The sequence below is a fragment of the Calditrichota bacterium genome (genome assembly GCA_013152715.1).
Classification (GTDB): Bacteria; Zhuqueibacterota; Zhuqueibacteria; order Thermofontimicrobiales; family Thermofontimicrobiaceae; genus 4484-87.
The window spans coordinates 1-20,886 of sequence record JAADFU010000031.1; the positions used below are offsets into that span (position 1 = coordinate 1).

16 protein-coding genes are annotated in these 20,886 nt (G+C 45.5%); 6 read left to right on the forward strand and 10 right to left on the reverse strand.

The genetic code is table 11. The features are described 5' to 3' along the window. Positions 1 to 263: 263 nt before the first annotated feature. A complete protein-coding gene (locus GXO74_02695) occupies positions 264 to 878 on the reverse strand; it encodes a hypothetical protein (protein NOZ60568.1) in 615 nt (204 codons plus the stop codon). 35 nt (positions 879 to 913) lie between these two features. Then, entirely contained in the window at positions 914 to 1,804 is an 891-nt protein-coding gene (locus GXO74_02700) for a hypothetical protein (protein NOZ60569.1), read from the reverse strand. A 446-nt stretch (positions 1,805 to 2,250) separates the two neighbouring features. Between GXO74_02700 and guaB the strand changes: the two genes are divergently transcribed. Further along, entirely contained in the window at positions 2,251 to 3,720 is a 1,470-nt protein-coding gene (guaB, locus tag GXO74_02705) for an IMP dehydrogenase (protein ID NOZ60570.1), read from the forward strand. 34 nt (positions 3,721 to 3,754) lie between these two features. On the opposite strand, the gene GXO74_02710 is transcribed toward guaB, so the two are convergent. From GXO74_02710 to GXO74_02725, 4 genes are all read right to left on the reverse strand, one after another. Further along, positions 3,755 to 4,903, reverse strand: coding sequence for a hypothetical protein (locus GXO74_02710; GenBank protein NOZ60571.1), 1,149 nt, complete (start codon positions 4,901 to 4,903; stop codon positions 3,755 to 3,757). Positions 4,904 to 4,912: 9 nt separating this feature from the next. Further along, positions 4,913 to 6,346: an MBOAT family protein gene (locus GXO74_02715; GenBank protein ID NOZ60572.1), complete on the reverse strand. Its 1,434-nt coding sequence runs from the start codon at positions 6,344 to 6,346 to the stop codon at positions 4,913 to 4,915. Between the two features lie 120 nt (positions 6,347 to 6,466). After that, a complete protein-coding gene (locus tag GXO74_02720; protein NOZ60573.1) occupies positions 6,467 to 7,789 on the reverse strand; it encodes a hypothetical protein in 1,323 nt (440 codons plus the stop codon). A 282-nt stretch (positions 7,790 to 8,071) separates the two neighbouring features. Beyond that, positions 8,072 to 9,229, reverse strand: a complete 1,158-nt coding sequence (locus GXO74_02725; protein ID NOZ60574.1) for a metallophosphoesterase — start codon at positions 9,227 to 9,229, stop codon at positions 8,072 to 8,074. Positions 9,230 to 9,527: 298 nt separating this feature from the next. Between GXO74_02725 and GXO74_02730 the strand changes: the two genes are divergently transcribed. Beyond that, the gene (locus tag GXO74_02730; protein NOZ60575.1) at positions 9,528 to 10,916 is read left to right on the forward strand and encodes an FAD-binding protein; all 1,389 of its coding nucleotides are present in this window, start codon (positions 9,528 to 9,530) and stop codon (positions 10,914 to 10,916) included. A gap of 100 nt (positions 10,917 to 11,016) precedes the next feature. On the opposite strand, the gene GXO74_02735 is transcribed toward GXO74_02730, so the two are convergent. Continuing rightward, positions 11,017 to 11,538 carry a hypothetical protein gene (locus GXO74_02735; protein NOZ60576.1) on the reverse strand — a complete coding sequence of 174 codons (522 nt, stop codon included), beginning with the start codon at positions 11,536 to 11,538 and terminating at the stop codon, positions 11,017 to 11,019. A gap of 404 nt (positions 11,539 to 11,942) precedes the next feature. Here GXO74_02735 and GXO74_02740 point away from each other — a divergent pair, with 404 nt between their 5' ends. From GXO74_02740 to GXO74_02755, 4 genes are all read left to right on the forward strand, one after another. Further along, positions 11,943 to 13,334, forward strand: coding sequence for an FAD-binding protein (locus GXO74_02740; GenBank protein ID NOZ60577.1), 1,392 nt, complete (start codon positions 11,943 to 11,945; stop codon positions 13,332 to 13,334). A 28-nt stretch (positions 13,335 to 13,362) separates the two neighbouring features. After that, entirely contained in the window at positions 13,363 to 14,706 is a 1,344-nt protein-coding gene (locus GXO74_02745; GenBank protein ID NOZ60578.1) for an FAD-binding oxidoreductase, read from the forward strand. Positions 14,707 to 14,709: 3 nt separating this feature from the next. After that, positions 14,710 to 15,972: a (Fe-S)-binding protein gene (locus GXO74_02750; protein ID NOZ60579.1), complete on the forward strand. Its 1,263-nt coding sequence runs from the start codon at positions 14,710 to 14,712 to the stop codon at positions 15,970 to 15,972. A 200-nt stretch (positions 15,973 to 16,172) separates the two neighbouring features. Continuing rightward, positions 16,173 to 16,544: a hypothetical protein gene (locus tag GXO74_02755; GenBank protein NOZ60580.1), complete on the forward strand. Its 372-nt coding sequence runs from the start codon at positions 16,173 to 16,175 to the stop codon at positions 16,542 to 16,544. A gap of 156 nt (positions 16,545 to 16,700) precedes the next feature. On the opposite strand, the gene dnaK is transcribed toward GXO74_02755, so the two are convergent. The 3 genes from dnaK to GXO74_02770 all read right to left on the reverse strand — a co-directional run bounded on the left by dnaK (position 16,701) and on the right by GXO74_02770 (position 20,843). Further along, positions 16,701 to 18,623: a molecular chaperone DnaK gene (gene dnaK / locus GXO74_02760; protein NOZ60581.1), complete on the reverse strand. Its 1,923-nt coding sequence runs from the start codon at positions 18,621 to 18,623 to the stop codon at positions 16,701 to 16,703. A 233-nt stretch (positions 18,624 to 18,856) separates the two neighbouring features. Further along, the gene (locus tag GXO74_02765) at positions 18,857 to 19,126 is read right to left on the reverse strand and encodes a zinc ribbon domain-containing protein (protein ID NOZ60582.1); all 270 of its coding nucleotides are present in this window, start codon (positions 19,124 to 19,126) and stop codon (positions 18,857 to 18,859) included. A gap of 121 nt (positions 19,127 to 19,247) precedes the next feature. Further along, positions 19,248 to 20,843, reverse strand: coding sequence for a Do family serine endopeptidase (locus tag GXO74_02770; GenBank protein ID NOZ60583.1), 1,596 nt, complete (start codon positions 20,841 to 20,843; stop codon positions 19,248 to 19,250). Positions 20,844 to 20,886 lie beyond the last annotated feature (43 nt).

Here is a 20,886-nt window from a genome sequence, read left to right on the forward strand (position 1 = left end):
GCTTATAATGGATTATCCCGAAAAGGTCTTTTGTGATAGTTTTTTTGAGCCGTATCAGATCGATTCAGTCAGGACAATTCGTAAACTTTCTTGCTTTTTTGTATTTTTTGTTCGACATTTTGGTTGTTTTTTGACATACTGTTTTAAACTGATATTTGAATAAGGGTAGCTCAGGCATTGCCACAAAAGAAGTTTCCGGCTTCAAAATGAGCTGAATATTTTCACAATACTCATCCGCACGCTAAATAAATACCCCCATCTTTTTATATCCCAGGTTCTCCGCTACCGCAACTTTCGCCATCGGAAAAGGGTTTGAGAACCTCCATGCATTCGGAATATTCAACAGTGGCAACAATTTTGATCCTTACGTCTGCGACAAGCCTTTTGCCCTGAGTGTCTCCATTCAAAATTATCTCATAATCAAAATAATCGTTGCTTTCCAGATAACTTCTTATTTTGTTTCTGATTTTATTGACACCCCGATCCAATAAAAGGCTGACTGGACTAAATGAATTCGAAATACCCATTAAACCGGTGATTGGCACTTGATAATTTTCAAAAACTTTTTCGCGACCGGTTTGCAAATCTTTATAAAACAGCGTCAACTTAACTTTGTCTGCTGCATTTCCTTCCGCAACGGTAGTGCTGATAGCGAGAGTCTGAATCCGGACATCTTTAATTTCTGCATCGGCGCCGATGTCGACCAACTGCAACACATCATTTCTGGAAATTGCGCTGGCAAGCTCGAAAGCGCCGTTTTGGTCAACATGATACGTAATGACCTGATTCAAATCGAGCACAAAATCAAATTTTTGCTTTTCGCAGCCGGAAAAAATTAAACCCGCAAATATCAAAATTAAAAATATTCTGCCTTTCATTCTCTATTCTCCTCGGTTTGGATTTACTTAATAATTTATAAACCAATTCCCAGACCAACGACGACGACATTTTGCTGAGCGAAATTAAAGTCGGTGTGCAAAACTATCGGTCCCAGTGCTGCCGCTACGCCTGTAGTGAGCCGAAACGAATTCTTTGCCTTCAACTCGAACGAAATATCTTCGCCATTTTCGTCCGACTCATAAGCATAGCTGATATTCAAATTAGACGATTCGTTGGCAAGCCCGCCGTAAAACGTCAGTATGCCTTTCGAATAACTCGCCTGTGCGCCAATGGACAAGCTGTTTGCGTCGATGATATTGCCCAACTTGAAGCTTTGCTTGTAAAAACCAACGGCGATGTCCACCGGTAAAGTGGGAAAATATTGGCTCACGCTGTGTCTCACGCCGAAACCGACCAGACTCAATTTTCCGAGATTATCGTCCAGCTTAATGTCAATGAAGCGCAGCATCGCCTCTGTGCCCATGATTGAGCCAAAAGAAAGCTGCGGCACCGCAATGGGAAAGGTAGTCATATCAAAGCCGCCGGGAAATACATAAGCAGTTCCGCCCGTTCCTTCCACTGCTACATTTTCGCTATTTCCAAAAATGGTCGGCGCTTCTGCAGTCGTTGGAGGCGAAAATAATCCTTCCGTCTGTGCCGTAAAAACTTTTTGGTCATCAGCAATCGGAGCGAACATTGTGACGATCCCGCCGTAAAATTGGAAACCATTGCGCTCAATATGCGCTGAATGAAAAAAACCGCTGTTCATATTCGCTCCGAAAGCATCTGCCAGCGGCTGCAAATATTTTTTTCCGTTCTCCGACGTGTATTTGGAGACGAAATTTTCGATGTCCTGACCAATGCATGAAGTCTGAAACAAAATGATGACGCCAAAAATCATTGTCAAAATCGCGAACCGTTTCATCGGCTCCTCCGTTGTCTATTTTCATGATAATGAATTAACAAAATTTTGTCAGTTACTCCAATTTATCTCCGCAATGCTGCAAGTAAAACTGAGACCGATAAAATGCTGGAGAGAGATTTTGCAAATTGTTGATATTGTTAAAAATTGACACACTAACTTTTTAATATAGACATTTCCGCAGAAACATTCAAGCTTTTTCTCGCCTTTCGCCATTACGTCCCCTTTTACCAATTTCACCAATGGTCAGAAGTGCCCTTGAATTCTAGTGGCAAAAATCTTCGTTTCCTCACAAAATCGCCATTAAAACGCTTGACTCTGTCGCTTAAAATTTGTAATTTTAGCATCAAACATAAATCTCACGTGCGATAGTGGGCTATAATCCGGCGATTTTTGAACGCCATTCCTTTTATTAAAATTTAAATTTCGAAAAATAGATGGGGTTTCTCATGGAAAAAAATAAGATAATCGGCGAAGGAATTACGTTTGACGATGTGCTGCTCATTCCGGCAAAATCAGATGTTTTGCCGCACATGGCTGACACAAAAACGCGGCTCACGCGCGGTATCGAGTTGAACATTCCCCTTGTCAGCGCCGCAATGGATACAGTGACTGAATCGGAACTTGCCATCGCCATCGCGCGCGAAGGCGGCATTGGAATTATTCACAAAAATTTCTCCGTTGACCAGCAAGCGGAAGAAGTGGATCGCGTGAAACGATCCGAGAGTGGAATGATTTTGAAACCCGTTACTCTGTCGCCCGATCGGAATATTCGCGCGGCGCTGGAGGTGATGAAACATTTTCGCATTTCCGGAATTCCCATTGTGGAAAATGACAAATTAGTGGGAATTTTGACCAATCGCGACCTGCGCTTTGAAACAAATCTCGATTTGAAAATCAGTGAAGTCATGACCAGCAAAAATTTAATCACAACGCCGGAAGGCACAACGCTTGAAGAGGCAGAGAAAATTTTGCAGAAACATCGCATTGAAAAATTGCCAGTCGTCGATAAAAACGGAAAACTGTGCGGGTTGATTACAGTCAAAGATATTCAAAAAAAGCTGAAATTCCCACTGGCGACAAAAGACGCGCACGGACGATTGCGCGTAGGCGCCGCCGTCGGCGTTAGCAAAGATCTGGAATCGCGCGCCAGAGCGCTCGCCGACGCTGGCGTGGATGTTTTAGTCGTGGACACGGCTCACGGCCATTCTGCGGGCGTCATTGAGGCTGTGAAGCGTGTTAAAAAACTGCTTCCGGACATGCAGATCATCGCCGGAAATATTGCGACGGCAGAAGCAGCCAAAGATTTGATTCAAGCCGGCGCTGACGCAGTAAAAGTGGGCATCGGCCCCAGCGGGATTTGCACGACGCGGGTGGTAACCGGCGTGGGCGTACCGCAAATCACGGCAGTGATGAATTGTGCCCCGGTGTGCGAAAAACACGATGTGCCGCTCATCGCCGATGGCGGCATTAAACAGACCGGCGATATCGCCAAAGCCATTGCCGCGGGCGCAGACTCGGTCATGATCGGGAATCTCTTTGCCGGAACACAGGAAAGTCCGGGAGAAACAATCTTTTTTGAAGGCAGAAGCTACAAAGTCTACCGCGGCATGGGGTCAATTGAAGCCATGAAAAAAGGCAGCAGCGACCGCTATTTTCAGAGCGAACGCGAAAGCAAAAAATTTGTGCCCGAAGGCATCGAGGGCAGAGTCCCCTATCGCGGGCCTGTGAGCGACACCATTTATCAAATGGTCGGCGGGCTCAAATCGAGCATGGGTTATTGCGGCACACGCATGATCGCCGAGCTCAAAAAAAATGCCCGTTTTTATAAAATCACGCCGGCAACGGTGAGGGAAAATCACCCCCACGACGTGATTATCACCAGAGAGGCGCCAAATTACAAATTCATGAGCCGGTGAACACCAGACTTAACTTTTGCAAACCAGGTTTCTTCTACGAGCCTGGTTTGCAAAATTCTTTCAATTTTGCCGCTATAATCTGGTTCGCTTCCGGCGTGAAATGAATATCACCGCTGAAAATCTGCGTGCCCGCTTCTGCCCCTAAAATTTTTCGCCCATCAATGAAATCAAATTGATTCAGTTGAGCCAACCTTTTCAATTCGTCGTAAGGAGTTTTTGCGGACGAATTTTCAAATTCCCACTTTTCCGGCAACAAGAGCAAAACGAGGCGAAAATTCCACTCATGAGCATAAATCTGCATGGCCTTGAGCAGAGCGTTTGTGAGGGTTCCATTTCGCAGCCGAATTTCTTTGTGAGCGGAGTTCATTTTATTGGCAGAATCGCCCCATTTTCCCACTTTTTTCTTCATTAAATTGAACAAGCCAAGAAAAGGTGTAAACTCTTGCCTCTTGAATTGTTCAAATTTCTGATAATGCATGTCGTAGCGATGAAAAAACGCCAGCGGCTCGATTGAACCGGGAATATCTTCCAGAAATTCCAAAACATTCGGCTGAATCAAAATCAGATGATTTTTTTCCAGATTAAATCTGGGCTTTACCAACGCGAATTCTACATCAGGGTCGCAAAACGGCAAATAGAGGCAGTCCAGCAATTCCGTGTTGCGGCTGCCCAAACCAACAATGACCACGTCCGGCGAAAATTGCTTTGCAGCGTCCATGAGCAAAAGATAAATCTGGTCGAGACTGAAATATTCCGTGCCGAAATTCAGTGTTTCCAGATTGCTATCTTCCACAAAGCTGCTCACGGTTTCGTTATTGGAAATTTTTCCCCCGCCACTGAGGCGCGAATCGCCAAGAAAGATGACGCGCGTCTTTTTACGTTTTTTCTCGGCGATGCTCTCCACGGAACGCGAGCCAAAGGTGTCGAAATGAATATTTTCGCCGGTGTAATTCGGCTGATTTTTCCAGCCCAATTTTTCATCAGGAATAATTTGAAAACGACCGTCCTGAAAATCACGCGTCCGTTGCATCAATTTCCAGGAGAGATAGGAGCGTAAATACCAGGTCTCCGGGAAAATCGACTCGATGAATCCCGACAGAGCGATCTCGGCCACAGCAATGAAAAACATCGCCAGAAAGAATTTTCGGTTTTGTTTGAGGAATTGTAAAATAGTCTGCCACATTTTTTTTCTTTAAAATTGGAAATAAATAAAATTCCGCGCCTCCGCATGATAGACAACCATGAGAAAAAGCATGAGATACAAAATGCCAAAACGAATCAGCAGCGGCAAACGAAAAAATTGACTAAGATCATTGTTGTTTTTTGCCAAAAAGATTTCTGCGATGAGCAGCGGCGCTGCATAGGCAGCGATTTTTAGCAACAAATCCAGTTCCGAAGGACCGAAAGAAAAATCGCTCAAAATCAACCAAAAGCAATGAGCCGCCCGCGCCAATGTCGGCGCGCGGAAAAGAATCAGACCAATGATGACAAAATTCAGCGTCACTACGATGGCAATAAAATCGCCGAGAGGACGCACGGGTGAGAATTTTCTCTGCTGTTGATGATTCTTTTTTCTTCTGACAAAATGATAAATCGCCAGCGCCGCTCCGTTGTATGCGCCCCAGAACAAAAAATTCCAGCCGGCGCCGTGCCACAAACCGACGAGCAGAAAAGTGACAAAAATAGCCGCGTAGGGAATCATGGGCCTGTAACGCCACTTCACCATCGCCAGTGGCAAAAAGACGTAATCTTTAAACCATGACGTCAAACTGATGTGCCAGCGCTGCCAGAAGTCCTGAATATTGCGGCTGAAAACCGGATTGTGAAAATTCTGCGACAATTCAAATCCCATGAGCCGCGCCGCTCCGCGCGCGATGTCGGTGTAAGCAGAAAAATCCGCGTACAATTGAATGGCGAAGCCGTACAACGTTCCCCAAACGAGCGCAGCGCTCAAATCACTGCCGTTTCGTGCGCCGAAGTAGGAAATCATTGTTCCTAAATTATCGGCAATTACCACTTTTTTGAACAGTCCCCAATAAATCAGCAGCAGCCCGTTTTTTAATTTGTCAGTCGTCAACGTGCGCTGCTGTTCGATCTGCGGCAAAAAATCGCCTGCGCGTTCAATAGGCCCGGCGATCAATTTCGGGAAAAAAGCGACGTACAGGGCGTAGTCGATGAAATTTTTCGTAGGCTTGATTTTCTGTCGATAAACATCAATGGTGTAGCTCATGGTCTGAAAAGTGTAAAATGAAATGCCGATGGGCAAAATGACCCGCAGCGTGGATTGATGCAGTTGAATGCCCAAATTTTGCAAAAGCGCAAAGAGATTGTCTGCAAAAAAATGGAAATACTTGAAAAATCCCAGCATGGTTAAATTCACGAACAAACTAACGAGCAAATATTTCCGCCGGTCTTTTCGAAAATCGTGCTGATCAATTTTCCAGGCGCAAAAAAAATCAGTGGTTGTAGAAAGTAAAATCAAACCGAGAAATCGCCAATCCCAGAAGGCGTAAAACAAATAACTGGCGAGCAGCAGAAACCAATTTTGAAGCCGGAGTTTTAGCGAAAGATAAATGACATAAACGATGAGCAAAAAAATGAAAAATTCAAACGAGTTAAAATTCATGGCGGTTTGATCGCTGTTTTGTTTCGATTTCTTCGGATTTCCGGGAGCCGCTCGTTGTCAGATTTTTTGATTTCAAACATGCAAACGCTTCATTTGTTTGGTTCGCAGTGCAGTGCGATTTCAAAAACGAACAGTCATTTTTTCCTGAATCAGGCGGCAAATTGAACTGATGGAATCAAAGTTTTCAGAAGTAATTTCTTCCGGGAAAAAGTGAACATCAAATTTTTCCTGCAAATCCTGAACCAGGTCCACCAGTGCCAGCGAATCAATGAGCCCTGAACCGACCAGCGGCATTTTGGGATTTAATGCGCCGTCCCATTCTGGATTCTTTTTTACGACATTTCCCACTGCGCGCGTGACGCCGCTGGTAATACCGGCGCCCTCCTCGAGAGTTACTTCCCCAACTTCGATGGGCCAATCCAATCCAGGCAAAAAGCCATGCAGGTCAGCGCGTTTGCGCGAAGTCTGAGATTCCCGAGGCAGAAAACTGGGAAATACCTCGTAATTTCCCGGGTAACTGTATTCTGTGCCGCCGGTTGTTCGTTTGAATGCCGAAGCGCCCATTTTGCGGGAAGGATCGGCGCCGCCCAGATCGAACCATTTGTAGCGCAAATCGCGATGGTACTGAATCGCACGCCAGACGAGATAGCGCATGCCCACAAAATCTGTGGTGCGCGTCGCGTCCCACGCGGTCAGAGCAAAAGCCGTATCAGCGAACACCGTTGTGACCAGCCCCGCTACATATTTTTCTTCCCGATAAGCAAGGAAAAGCTGGCTGTTCACATCGCTGGTCTCCCAGAAAGCGGACAACAAATCAGACGAAGGCCAACCTGTGGCATTGTTTTTTGCATCGAGGCGATATTGGAAAAGGAAAAATTGAAAATCATCAGCGGAGTGGCTCACTTTTGCCTGAAAATTTTCCCGCTCCGCGCGCTCCAATGCCTTGCGCCAGTGCCGTTTCATCTGACTGCGTATTTCATCTTCAGGTCGATCAATATCCAGCCTCACCGACGCCCAGACAGGATCAGATACAGTTCGCAAATTCAATTCTTTGTGCCAGCCTCTGGGCAATTCTCCGGGGAACAAACAAGGACTGAGATAAAGATGTCGCTGCTGACGATTGACCCAATAATTTTTCAACTCCCGAATGGCGATCACAGCAATCATCGGCTGCCAAATTTCATCCGTGTCAAAAAACAAAGGCCCGTTTTGAATGCGAGCTACAGGCCCGATGCCGGAAACTTCTTTCAATAAAATTTGCGCCATTGCCAGAGGCTTGCCGTTGCGTAAAACGAGCTGCCGAAGGGGGCCAAATCCGACAGTTCTTTTAATCGCTTCGCCGTATTCCCACGTCTGCATCAAATCTACATGCCGGGCGCGATTTAACAAAATATTCCAATCATAGCCATTCTCGACCGTCTGAAACGCGATCTCTTCCCTCATAGAATTGCCCTTTTCTTTGAATTTTTCCCCAATGGCACTCCCCCATCATTCAATAAAACATGGCAAAATTTATTCCACAATCAGAAACTATCGCCTAATTACATTTTTTTAAATGAAATTGCCGTTTAATCTTTACGTATCAAATTGATTTTATTTTAGTAACTCATTATGTTTTTTCTTCTCATACGCAGCAAAAGAAATATTGAAATTTTTATTTTTTGCAACTTGAAATCACATTTTGCAGTTGTCCGTTCTCAAAATGCCGTATCAGAAATGAACAAACTATCGAGCAGAGAATCGAATCCGGATTTGCACAATTTCCGGACGATTGCCCAAGCGAATCGGCGGCCCCCAGGTTCCCACGCCGCTGCTGACGTAAAAGTGCGTGTTCCCTTTCTTCAAATAGCCCCAACTTTTTTCATAAAGCAAATTTGTGATCAAATTCAAAGGAAACAATTGCCCGTGATGCGTGTGTCCGGAAATTTGCAGATCGATTTTGTTTTCCGCAGCTTCGTCGAGTCCGAAAGGCTGGTGATCCAGCAAAATGAGCGGTTTTTGAAAATCGATGTCAGCAACCAGTCCCGCAAGTGATTTGCGGCTGTTGCCGTTGAACTGGCGCACGCTGCGATCTTCCCTGCCGACAATGTAAAAATCATCCTGTACCAAAACGACTTCATCCCGCAAAACCTGAATTCCGTGTTGCCCGAGATAAGCTGCCGCGCGATCCACGCCGCCGATGAATTCGTGATTTCCGGTAATGGCAAACACGCCAAATTTCGCCGACAGTTTCAGCAAATCATCCCCCAAATTTTCTTTGATCACTGGCGCCAGGTCTTCATCGACCACATCGCCGGCCAGCAAAACCAGATCCGGCTTGAGATTATTTATTTCGGAAACAATTCGTGAAAAACGGGACTTCCCGACAATCGTGCCCAGATGAATATCTGAAGCGGTAACCACAGTCAGCGAATCAAAGCGGCTTTTTTTGTGAATCTCAAGATCGAGCGTCGTAATTTTCGGAAAAAGCGCATTCACAAAACCAATTGCCACCAAAACAAAAACGAAGATCAGAGAACCGAAAAACATCAGAGAGCGGAAATTTTGCGCCGAGGATTTCACCGTCGCGCTGAACGGCACGATGAAATTCACCAGTCGAAAAATATCTGCGAATAAAACAATGAGAAAGAAATAAAACATGGCCGCCATCCAGAACGATCCCACCCAGATCAAGGTTTCGCTCAGCGGCGAAATCCACAGCCGTTCTAAAATTCTCCCGATTAAGTACGAAAATGCTACCAGCCAGAAAACGATTTTGAACACACTTCGCCACCGCTCATCGAACGGAAAAACACTCAATGCCCGGATGAAAATGTAAGCGTTGATGAGCGTGTAAATTAAAATTACAATGGAAAAGAATAGTACAAAATTCCAGAATTTCATCAGTCGCAGCCTTTCGCTGAATGTCCGTTTGCTGTGATTCTCGCTCAATTGTTCTCGGCAAAAATATAAGGTAAAAAGTTAAACATTTTTGAGAGAATTGCAAGGATTTTTTTGCGGACCCGAGCAGTAAAAAGTGTTTTTTTAGATATTTGTTTTAGGCGAGACAAAAATCAGCCCGACTCCATTTTTCCCGCTTGCTTTTTTGTGAAAAATTCATTAGCTTGTGGCACAATTGACTTCATTTTAAAGATGAATTTCATCGCTCAAAAATTTTAATATGATTTTCAGAAGAACACCGATGAAACCTCGCTTTGAAAAAATTTTAACGGAACTTCAAACAAAAATCGGCTCACGGTTCGTTTACACCGACGAAGAACGATTGGCAGCCTACAACTTTGACGGCACAGATTTACGCTTTTGGCCTGACATTGTGATGGAACCGGAAACCACGGAGCAGGTCTCGTTGCTGATGAAACTGGCGACAAAGTACAAAATTCCGGTCATTCCCCGCGGCGCAGGAACCGGCGTCACCGGCGGCGCGCTGGCGGTAAGTGGCGGGATTCTTTTGTCGCTGCTGCGGATGAACAAAATTTTATCCATCGACGAAATCAACATGACTGCCGTTGTGGAGCCGGGAGTGATCAATCAGGAATTGCACCGCGCTGCCAAAGAAAAAGGGCTCTACTATCCGCCGGATCCCGCTTCCTACGAAACTTCCTCCATCGGCGGCAACATCGCTGAAGACGCCGGAGGTCCCCACTGCTACAAATATGGCACTACACGCGACTACGTGCTGGGGCTGGAAATTGTGCTGCCAGACGGCACGATCATGAACACCGGCGTGCAGACGCGCAAGGGCGTTGTCGGTTACGATCTGACAAATTTGATCATCGGTTCCGAAGGCACGCTGGCGATTGTAACCAAAGCAATTTTGCGGCTCATTCCCCTACCGGCGCAGACAATCACGCTGCTGGCATTTTTCCCGGACATTCACACTCTTTCGCGCACGCTCTACGATTTGACGCAAAAGCGCATTGTGCCGTCCGCACTGGAATTTCTCGATCCCGCTTGTGTGGAAGTTCTTCGCGACAATATTCATATTTCAATTCCCGGCGCGGCCTCTACTCTGCTCATCATCGATCTTGACGGCGAGGAAAGCGAATTGGAGAAACAGACGGAAATTACTGGCGAAGCATGTTTTGAAAATCGCGCGCTGGATGTCTTGCTGGCTGACAGTTCCGAAAAACGCGAAGGTTTGTGGGCAGTGAGAAGAAAATTTCGGGATTTGATCAAAGAAAGATCCCAATTCAAAATCAGCGAAGATGTAACAGTCCCCATTCGCCAAATTCCCAAATTGATCGCCGGCGCCCGGCAAATCGCTACAAAATACGATTTCAAAAATTATAATTATGGCCATTTAGGCGACGGCAATGTCCATGTCAATTTCACGCACCAGAAAAAAAGTGAAAATATCGTTCAGCGATCAGAATCAGCAGTGCGAGAACTTTTTGAACTGACCGTGCGACTCGGCGGGACGATTTCCGGAGAACACGGCATCGGCATCACTAAAATGAATTTTCTCCACATCGAGCTATCTGAAAAATCCATTGAATTGCAAAAAAAAATCAAGCAGGTTTTTGACCCGCTCAATATTCTCAATCCGAATAAAATTTTTCCCAAAAAATAAAGAACGTGCCAGGATAAATTTGTCGCCGCGAGAGAGGAAACATTTTTTTATGGCAAATCAAAAATAGCAGCCTGACACGTTCTTTTTTCACTCATTCTTGCTAACGCAAAATCAAATTGACGCCGCCCAGCAGAGAAAAAGTAGTTTGCTTGTCAATAATGGTCCATCGTGCCTGCAAATACGGGTACATCGAAGGGACGCGCAATCCACTGAAATCAATGCCCACGAGCAGATTGCCGCCGAAATCCCATTGCGTATCCATTGATTTTTCGTTCAAATATTGCGTCGCCACGCCGGCGCCGAAATAGAACAAACCATTGATTCTGGGCTTGAAAATAAAATCGCCGTTGAATTGCCAGCGCGTGGTGTCATTTTGCGTGAAATAGTAATCTGCGCTCGGTGCAAATTTCCAGAAAATTCCCAGCGGCATCCACAACTGGCCGCCGGCAAGAAACTGATCGTTTTTAAAATCATTTCCGCCATGAATACCAATGGATGACGCGATACGAACCTTTTTGTGGCGTACGGGCTGACGTCTCCTCCATTGCTGCGCGTCCGCTGTCTGCGCGAGAAAAATTAACACAAATAATCCGATGATAACTTGAGTCCAAGACCGTCTCATAAGTAGCCTCCTTCAGTTTATGTTATTGAGATTAAATTTATTTTGTTGCTGTCCCCAAAAAATTGTGATTGTCAACTCATACATTCTGTTCCAACTCATACAAAATTAGTACCTGAAAATTTTTTAAATTTTGATTTCAGCAAAATTCCCGCATGAACCTATTTTTAATGAAGTTAAACATGCCGGTGAAAAATAGCAAAATCATGCTTAAGAAATCTTTTTGCCCAAATTCGTGCAAAACGCTGTACCGGCAGGTTCATCTTTGGCGCCCAAAAAATGTCAGTTGGGAAAAATTTAAAAAAATCAAAAAAATGCTTGTATATTTCCTTTGATTTAGTTATATATTTTTCTTAGAAATTTTCTTCAGTAATCATTGCTTGGGCTGAAAATAAATCGGAGAAATCATGGATAAAAAAATTGTCAAACGTTTGAAAAAAATTTTTGGCAAAAAACACGTGATGCATGAGGAGAGCGATCTGCTTCTCTATCAATACGATGCATCACTGGATCGTTCCCTCCCCGACGCAGTCGTATTTGCACAAAATCGCGAGCAAGTTGCCGCAGTAGCGCGCCTCTGTTTTGAGGAGCGAATTCCTCTGATCCCGCGCGGCGCCGGCAGCAATTTGAGCGGCGGCACGATTCCGATCATGGGCGGAATTATTCTTCAGCTTTCGCTCATGAATCGAATTTTAGAAATCGATACGGAAAATCAATGCGCCGTGGTGGAACCAGGCGTTTACAATTTAGCCTTGCAGCAAGCGCTGGCGCCTTACGGATTTTATTACGCGCCTGATCCTGCGAGCCAACGCGTTTCCACTATTGGCGGTAATATTGCAGAAAACGCCGGTGGCCCTCATTGCGTAAAATACGGCGTGACCAGCAATCATGTTTTGGGCGTGGAAATGGTCACTGCCGAAGGGGAAATTTTAAATATTGGCGGCAAGGCGGAATTTATTCCAGGCTACGATTTGCTGGGCACTGTGATTGGCTCTGAAGGCACGCTGGGCATCATCACTAAAGCCATCGTGAAAATCCTTCCCCTGCCGGAAGAAACGCGTACCATGCTGGCGGTCTTTCAAAACATGACTAAAGCCGCGAACGCTGTCACGGAAATTATGGGGAGAGGAATTATTCCGGCAACGCTGGAGATGATGGACAAACCGATCATCGAAACGGTCGAAAAAATCCACCATCTCGGTTATCCGGCGGATGCCGAGGCAATTTTGCTGCTGGAACTGGATGGTCCCAGCGCCGGAATGAATGAGCAGGAAAAAGAAATCACGGAAATTTGCCGCAGTTCCGGCGCGACTTCGGTAGAAATTGCCAAAGACGGACAGGAACGAGACGCGCTCTGGCAAGGGCGCAGACTTTCTTTCGGCTCGCTGACCATGTTGCAGCCGTCCATCATGATCGCCGACGGCACAGTTCCGCGCAGTCGCGTACCGCAAGTGCTGGAAAAAGTGATGGAAATTTGCCAAAAATATGATTTGAAAGTAGGCAATGTTTTTCACGCCGGCGACGGCAATCTGCATCCGTTCATCATTTTTGACGAGAGAAATGAGGCTCAAAAAGAAAGAGTCATGAAAGCGAACGAAGAAATTTTGCGCGTCTGCGTGGAAGCTGACGGCACGCTCAGCGGCGAGCACGGCATCGGATTAGAAAAAAAATCTGCCATGCGTTTGCTTTTCTCCGACGTGGACATTTCCGCCATGATGGACGTGAAAAATGGTTTTGACGAAAAAATGATCTTGAACCCCGGAAAAATTTTTCCCTCGATTGAAGTAGATAATTTGTAAAAATTTTAAAATAGGCAGGAAAAGACAAATGACGGCGCAAGTGGAAAATGACCTTAAATTTTTGCTCCAACATTTTGAAAAAGACCAAATTCAATGGGACGAAAAGACGATTGCCAACTTTTCCATTGAAAATAAATTCCCGCAATTGGTAATTTTTCCCAAAAGTTACGAGCAAATCCAGACCGCCATAAAACTGGCGAGAAAATTGAAAAAATCAGTTTTTGCCGGTGGGAACAATCGCTGCCGAGACCTGACCGCCAAACCGAATGATTTCGATTGGGCAATTTCAACGTCCCAACTCAATCAAATCGTCAGGCACGACGCTGCTGATTTTACCATTACAGTTCAGGCAGGCGTGCTGCTATCGGACATTCAGAAGCAGATCAAGAAGAAAAACCAGTTTCTGCCGCTGGACCCGTTCGACGCCGGACAGCAGACCATCAGCGGCATCGTCGCGATCAATAGCGCCGGCAGTTATCGATTTCACTTCGGAACTTGTCAGGACTTTGTTTTAGGCATGAAGGTTATTTTGCCAGACGGCAGGCTCATCAAAACCGGCGGCAAAACAGTGAAAAATGTGGCGGGCTACAATTTGTCCCGGCTTTTCACCGGCTCCTGGGGAACGCTGGGCGTCATCGCTGAAATTACCCTGAAATTATCGCCCATTGCTCCGCTTCAGCGCACAGTGCTCATTGGTTTCGAAAAAAACGAGCATACGGCGCAAGCCTCACAATTCATCCGCTCGTCGAACATGGTGTTTGATCGGTTGAATTTTTTGAACGAAAAATTTTTAAAAATTTTACCAATAAAAAACTCAGCAATAAATCCCCAATCAAAATATTTTCTGCTTCTCAGCGCCAGCGGCAACGAGAAAGCCATCGTGCATTCGATTCAACGTTTGGAAAAGGAAATTTCAAGCTGGAACACATTCCTCACTTTGCCGACAGGAAAACAGGGAGATGACATCTGGCAAAAACTGTCTGACACGGGCTTTCAACAAGTAACAAAAGAAACAGATTTCTGGCTGCAAGTTACTGCTCCCAAGGCAAAAATCTGGCATTTGATGAATGAAATAGAAACCACATTCCCAGATTCATTTTTGCACGGATTAGCGGGAAACGGCGTGATGAATATTTTTTTCAAACCGAAAAATGAAATATCTATTGAAATGAAAAATACTATTGGAAATTTTCGCCAGAGCTGCGCTGCTGCATCAGGATTTGTCGTCGGAAAAAAAGTACCCGCCGAGTATCGCGACGCGGCAACTGTTTGGGGAGACTCGAATGGACTACTGCCACTCATGAAATCAGTCAAGCGCAAACTGGACCCGGACGGAATCATGGTTTCCGGTCGCTATTTTGGAGGAATCTGATCAATGTTTACCGATTTGCAACAAGCCTACGAAGAATCCATTCGCTGCATTCGTTGCGGCTATTGTTTGACGACGTGCCCGACTTTTGTCCTCGCCAATACAGAACATTCCGTGGCGCGCGGAAGAAATTTTTTGACGCGGCTGATTTACGAGCAGAAAGCCGATCTTTCAAAAAATTCCAAAACTACGATATTTGAGTGTCTGCTCTGCGGCGCGTGTATTGACAATTGCGCTTCGAACGTGCTGACGCCGCAAATCATGATGGCGACGCGGCAGGAATTCAACAAAGAAAAGGGGCAACCAGCAATTCAAAAATTTGTTTTTCGCGAACTGCTGCTGCACCCGAAACGTTTCACTCGCGCCATGAAATTGGCAGCGCTGGGTAAAAGGACTCACATTTCCAATCTGGCGCAGGCGCTGAAAATTTTCAGTTGGATCGGGAAAAATATCGCCACCATGGAAGATTTGCTCAAATCGCTGCCGGCAAAATTTCTCCGCGAACGTGCGGAAGAAGTTTCCCAGCCGGGAAATCCCCGCGAACTCAAAGTCGGCTATTTTGTCGGCTGCGGAATCAACTTTGCCTACCCCGACGTGGGGATGGCGACGCTGAAAGTTCTGACCAAAAACAACTTTCAAACTGCGGTGTTGGAAAATTATTGTTGCGGTCTGCCGGCTTCCGGCTACGGCGATCTGGAAGCGGCAAAGGAAATGGCGCGGAAAAACATTGAAATTTTCGAACAGAGCAAATGCGATGTCATTCTCACCGAGTGCGGTAGTTGTTCCTCATTTTTGCGGGAATACGACACTCTGCTCAAAGACGACCCGGAATGGAAAGAACGGGCGCAAAAAGCTGTGGAAAAAATTCAGGACATCAATATTTTTCTCACCGAGCAAAAGTTGATGACTAAATTCAAATTAAAATATGGAAAAACAGTAACTTACCATGACCCGTGTCATTTGAGCCACTATCAAAAAATTACCTCGCAGCCGCGGGAACTTATTCAGCAAATCGAGGGTATTCAATTCAAGGAGATGAACGAAGCTAATTGGTGCTGCGGCGGTGCTGGTACATACAATGTCGCGCATCCGGATTTGTCCATCAAGATTTTGCACAGAAAAATGGAAAATGTGGACGGGAGCGAAGCGGAAATTTTGCTGACTTCCTGCCCCGGATGCATGGTGCAACTTGCTTATGGTGCCAGAAAATTCAGCAAACCGATTGAGGTGAAACATATTGTTCAAGTGCTTGCGGAATCAATGGAATAAAATTTTGATCCCGTCCATTTTTTTTGAAACTTTTAGGAGCTTTCCAAATATAATTTCATTGAAAATTGGGGCGGTGCTAAAAAATTTTCTTGCATCTTAAAAATTTATTCAATAAATTTGCGCCCAGATTCATTTTTTTATTCTAATTCAAATGTCCAAAAGTTAATAATTTAATGCAATTCTTACTGGTGAGGTTCTCGATGAAAAAGACAGACACACAACGGATGTCCCAATTATTTCGTCAACTCATCGCTTATCGATTTTTCAGAGATATTTCATTGTTATCGTTTATGCTCGCCGGAGTTAATACCAACCGTCCGAGTTTGGCAACCGTCTCCCGGTGTTTTTTCAATGAAGACGATTGGGATGGTGAAGATTGGGATGAAGACGACGAAGACGAAGATGAAGACGACTGGGATGACGAGGAAGATTGGGACGATGAATGGGACGAAGAAGAAGATGAAGAATGGGAAGACGATATCGACGACGACTGGGACCCGGACGATGACTGGGAAGAAGACTGGGAAGAAGACAACGGGGCAGATATTGACGACGCGGATGACTGGGATTAATTCCTCTGCGCGAATTAGTAACGACATCGAGAAAGAGCGGGAGACTCTCCCCGCTTGAGAATCCATAATTTTTGCAGATTGTTTTTTATGAAAAAAAAAGCGAGACGATTATTAGCTATATCGTCCCGCTTTTGTCGTTTTGTGCGATATCAGACACTATTTTTTATCATCATCATCCACTACTTCGTAATCGGCTTCTTCCACATTTTTACTATCTTGCGAGCCAGCATCAGTTCCTTCGGCTTCTGCGCCGCCTTGCGGGCCAGCACTGGCTTCCGTTTGCTGCTGCTGATAAAGTTTCGCTGAAACCTCATTCCAGGCATTATTCAGCGCTTCAATGCTAGATTTGATTTGATCCGCATTTTCAGTTTTCATCGCATCTTTCACAACATTCACAGCGGACTCAATTTTGCTCTTTGCATCTGAATCCAACTTGTCCGCCATTTCTTTCATGTTTTTCTCTGTCTGATACACCATCTGGTCGGCTTGATTTTTTAAGTCGATCAATTCACGTTTTTTCTTGTCATCGGCCGCATGTTCCTTGGCATCGTTAACCATTTTGTCAATCTCTTCTTTGGACAGACCGGTGGAAGCTTCGATGCGAATCGATTGTTCCTTGCCAGTCGCTTTGTCTTTGGCAGAGACATTCAAAATTCCGTTAGCGTCGATGTCAAATGTCACTTCGATTTGCGGTACGCCGCGCGGTGCCGGCGGTATTCCGTCCAGATGGAATTTTCCCAACGTGCGGTTATGCGACGCCATCTCGCGCTCTCCCTGCAACACGTGAATTTCCACCGACGGCTGATTGTCCGACGCCGTAGAAAAAATTTCTGATTTCCGCGTCGGGATCGTTGTGTTCTTGTCAATGAGCTTGGTAAAAACTCCGCCCAAAGTCTCGATTCCCAGAGACAGTGGCGTCACGTCCAACAGCAACACATCACTAACATCGCCGGCCAAAACGCCGCCCTGAATCGCCGCGCCGATAGCTACGACCTCGTCAGGATTCACGCCTTTGTGTGGGTCTTTGCCAAAAATTTCTTTCACGATTTGCTGTACTTTGGGCATTCTCGTGGACCCGCCGACCAGCACAACTTCATCGATTTGAGATGTGGTCAAACCAGCGTCTTTCAGCGCCATTTGGCAGGGGGAAACCAAACGCTGGAACAGATCGTCACACAATTGTTCAAATTTGGCTCTCGTGAGTACCATATTCAAGTGTTTCGGCCCCGCATCCGTCGCGGTAATGAACGGCAAATTGATGTCGGTCTGGCTCATCGTAGAGAGCTCAGTTTTGGCTTTTTCCGCCGCTTCTTTTAACCGCTGCAATGCCATAGCGTCTTTAGACAGGTCAACCCCTTCCTGTTTCAAAAATTCATCCACCATCCAGTCGATGACCCGCTGATCAAAATCGTCGCCGCCCAAATGTGTATCGCCGTTAGTGGACTTTACTTCAAAAACGCCGTCGCCGATTTCCAAAATGGAAATATCAAAAGTACCGCCGCCAAGGTCGAACACAGCAATTTTTTCGTCTTTTTTCTTGTCCAGACCATAAGCCAACGACGCGGCAGTCGGCTCGTTTATGATACGTTTCACCGTCAACCCGGCAATTTCTCCGGCTTCCTTCGTCGCCTGGCGCTGGCTATCATTGAAATAGGCGGGCACAGTGACGACAGCCTCAGTGACTTTCTGCCCCAGATAATCCTCCGCCGTCTGTTTCATCTTCTGCAAAATCATGGCAGAAATTTCCTGCGGCGAATATTCTTTATTCTCTATTTTCACTCTGGCAACGTCATTTTTACCGCGCGCCACTTCATACGGCACTTCTTCAATTTCACGCTTCACTTCAGCATATCGTCTTCCCATGAATCTTTTAATGGAATAGACCGTATTTTTCGGATTTGTCACGGCCTGCCGTTTGGCAATTTGTCCCACCAATCGCTCGCCGTCTTTGGTGAAGGCAACAACTGACGGCGTCGTCCGTCCGCCTTCCGCATTCGGAATCACCACCGGCTCGCCGCCTTCCATCACTGCGACACACGAGTTTGTCGTCCCCAGATCAATACCAATTATCTTTCCCATAAAAAAAAACCTCCTTCAGTCATTTTATGTTCAAACTCTTTGCACATTTCTTTCCGTTCAATTCATGCCGTCACTTCGCAAATTCCATGCCATATTTAGGAAACAAAAAAGGCGTACTTGTAAGATATTATTTTTTAATAAATTACAAACACGCCTAATAAATAGCATCTCGCTGTCAATTTTACAAGTTCTAACAAGTCTGCCTATTTGTCAGTAATTTATGGCATACTTTTTTATGCCACCTTCTTCCCTGTTCCTGACGCTTTTGAGCTATCTTTGGATGAAATTCCTTCAGATTTTTGCTTGTCTTTCTTGTAGCTGTTTCTGCGATAATCAGTGACATAAAATCCGCTTCCCTTAAAAATAAAGCCGTTGCCAGCGCCGATCAACCGTCGCACATGGCCTTGACATTTCGGACATTTTGTCAACGGTTCGGCTGTAATCGATTGAAATTCCTCAAAATGGTATCCGCAATCGTCACAAATGTAATCATAAGTCGGCATAATCCCACTCCCTTTTCCTGCAAAATAAAAATGACGTTTTTTGTTTCCTGGCAAATGTCTCGCTCTTAAAAATGCCGGGCAGATGAAAATGATTTCACCTGCCCGATTCTGCCGGTCACGGCTAATCCGAAATTCGAACCGTCACATAGTAATTGCTCACAGTGCCATTCAGATTTTTCTTCAAGCGAATAACGAGAATATCTCCTTTCTTCACTTTCCGCATGTACCGGTCATAGTCGCGGACACTCTTAATTTTCGTCTGGTTAATCGCAGTAATCAAATCGCCTTCACGGATTCCTTTGCGATATGCTTGACTGGTGCGCTCAACCGACGTTACCAGCACGCCGCGCTCAGAATCTTCAAATCCGTATCGTTGCGCCATTGCCGGAGCCAAATTCGTAATGTGGATTCCCAGTTTTTCGACTTGCGGTTCTTTGCTTTCAGATACAGGATGATCACCCGGCCTCTGGCCCAATTTAACCGGAACGGTCAAATATTTGCCGTCGCGGAAAACTTTTAATTTCACGGTCGTCCCCGGCTCATAGTCCGCAACTTTCAGTTGCAATTCCGTGTTGTCTTTTACCGGATGCCCGTCAATCGCGACAACGATATCACGCTCTTTTAAACCCGCTTTTTCAGCCGGAGTTCCTTTCTGCACGCTGGAAATCAACGCGCCCTTTCCTGATTTAAGACCAAAAGCTTCCGCCATATCCTCATCGACGGGCTGAATGATTACGCCGAGATAACCGCGAACAACGTAGCCTTTTTTAATCAAAATATTCATAATATGTTTTGCCATATTAACAGGAATGGCAAACCCGATGCCGTTGAAACCGCCGGATTGCGAAATAATCGCCGTATTAATTCCAATCAGTTCGCCGTGCAAATTAACCAGCGCGCCGCCGCTGTTTCCGGGGTTGATAGCCGCCGTTGTCTGAATATAATCCTGATACGAAGCGCCCAAACCAATGCCGGAACGGCCTTTGGCACTGATGATTCCGTTGGTTACCGTGGACTGCAATTGTTTGCTGAACGGATTTCCGACAGCCAATACAATTTGCCCCACTTCTATTTTATCGGAATTCCCGAGTTTTGCAAAAGGCAAATTTTTATCGTCAATCTTAACGACGGCAACGTCTGTTTTTTCATCTCTACCAATTAATTTGGCTTCGTATTCTTTGCCATCATTCGTGATGACGCGAATCTGATCCGCTTCTTTCACCACGTGATTATTCGTCAAAATATAGCCGTCAGAACTGACCAGCACGCCGGAACCCAAACCTTCCTGAACATACGTACGTTCGCGGCCCTGCTGTTCGTTTTGCCGTTGTCCTCGTCTGTTAAAAAAATCAAAAAAGTCGCTACCGAAAAAATCTTGAAACGGATTGTTCATGTGGTATTTGATATACTTTTCGCTGGTAATGGTAACCACAGTAGGTTTCACTCTTTTGGCTACTGAAATATAGGCCTTTTCCAGATCGAGCAATCCCTGTGGCAAAGATGAATCATCGGTCGCTTGCACAGCAGATTCGCTCCCTTCGTCAGAAGCTTGCGCTGTGGCCACCGAATTCTCCGCGGCCGGAGCTTCTTTGGTTGAGTGATCCGAGGCAATGCTATTCCAAATTAAACCAAAATTCGTCGATATTGCCAGTCCAATAATTACTCCCAAAAATATTGCCGTCACAATAAACAGCGCATTTCTCTTTGTCGTTGGCATGATTTATTCCTCCTAAAAAATTTTTTAATAAACATCGTTTCTT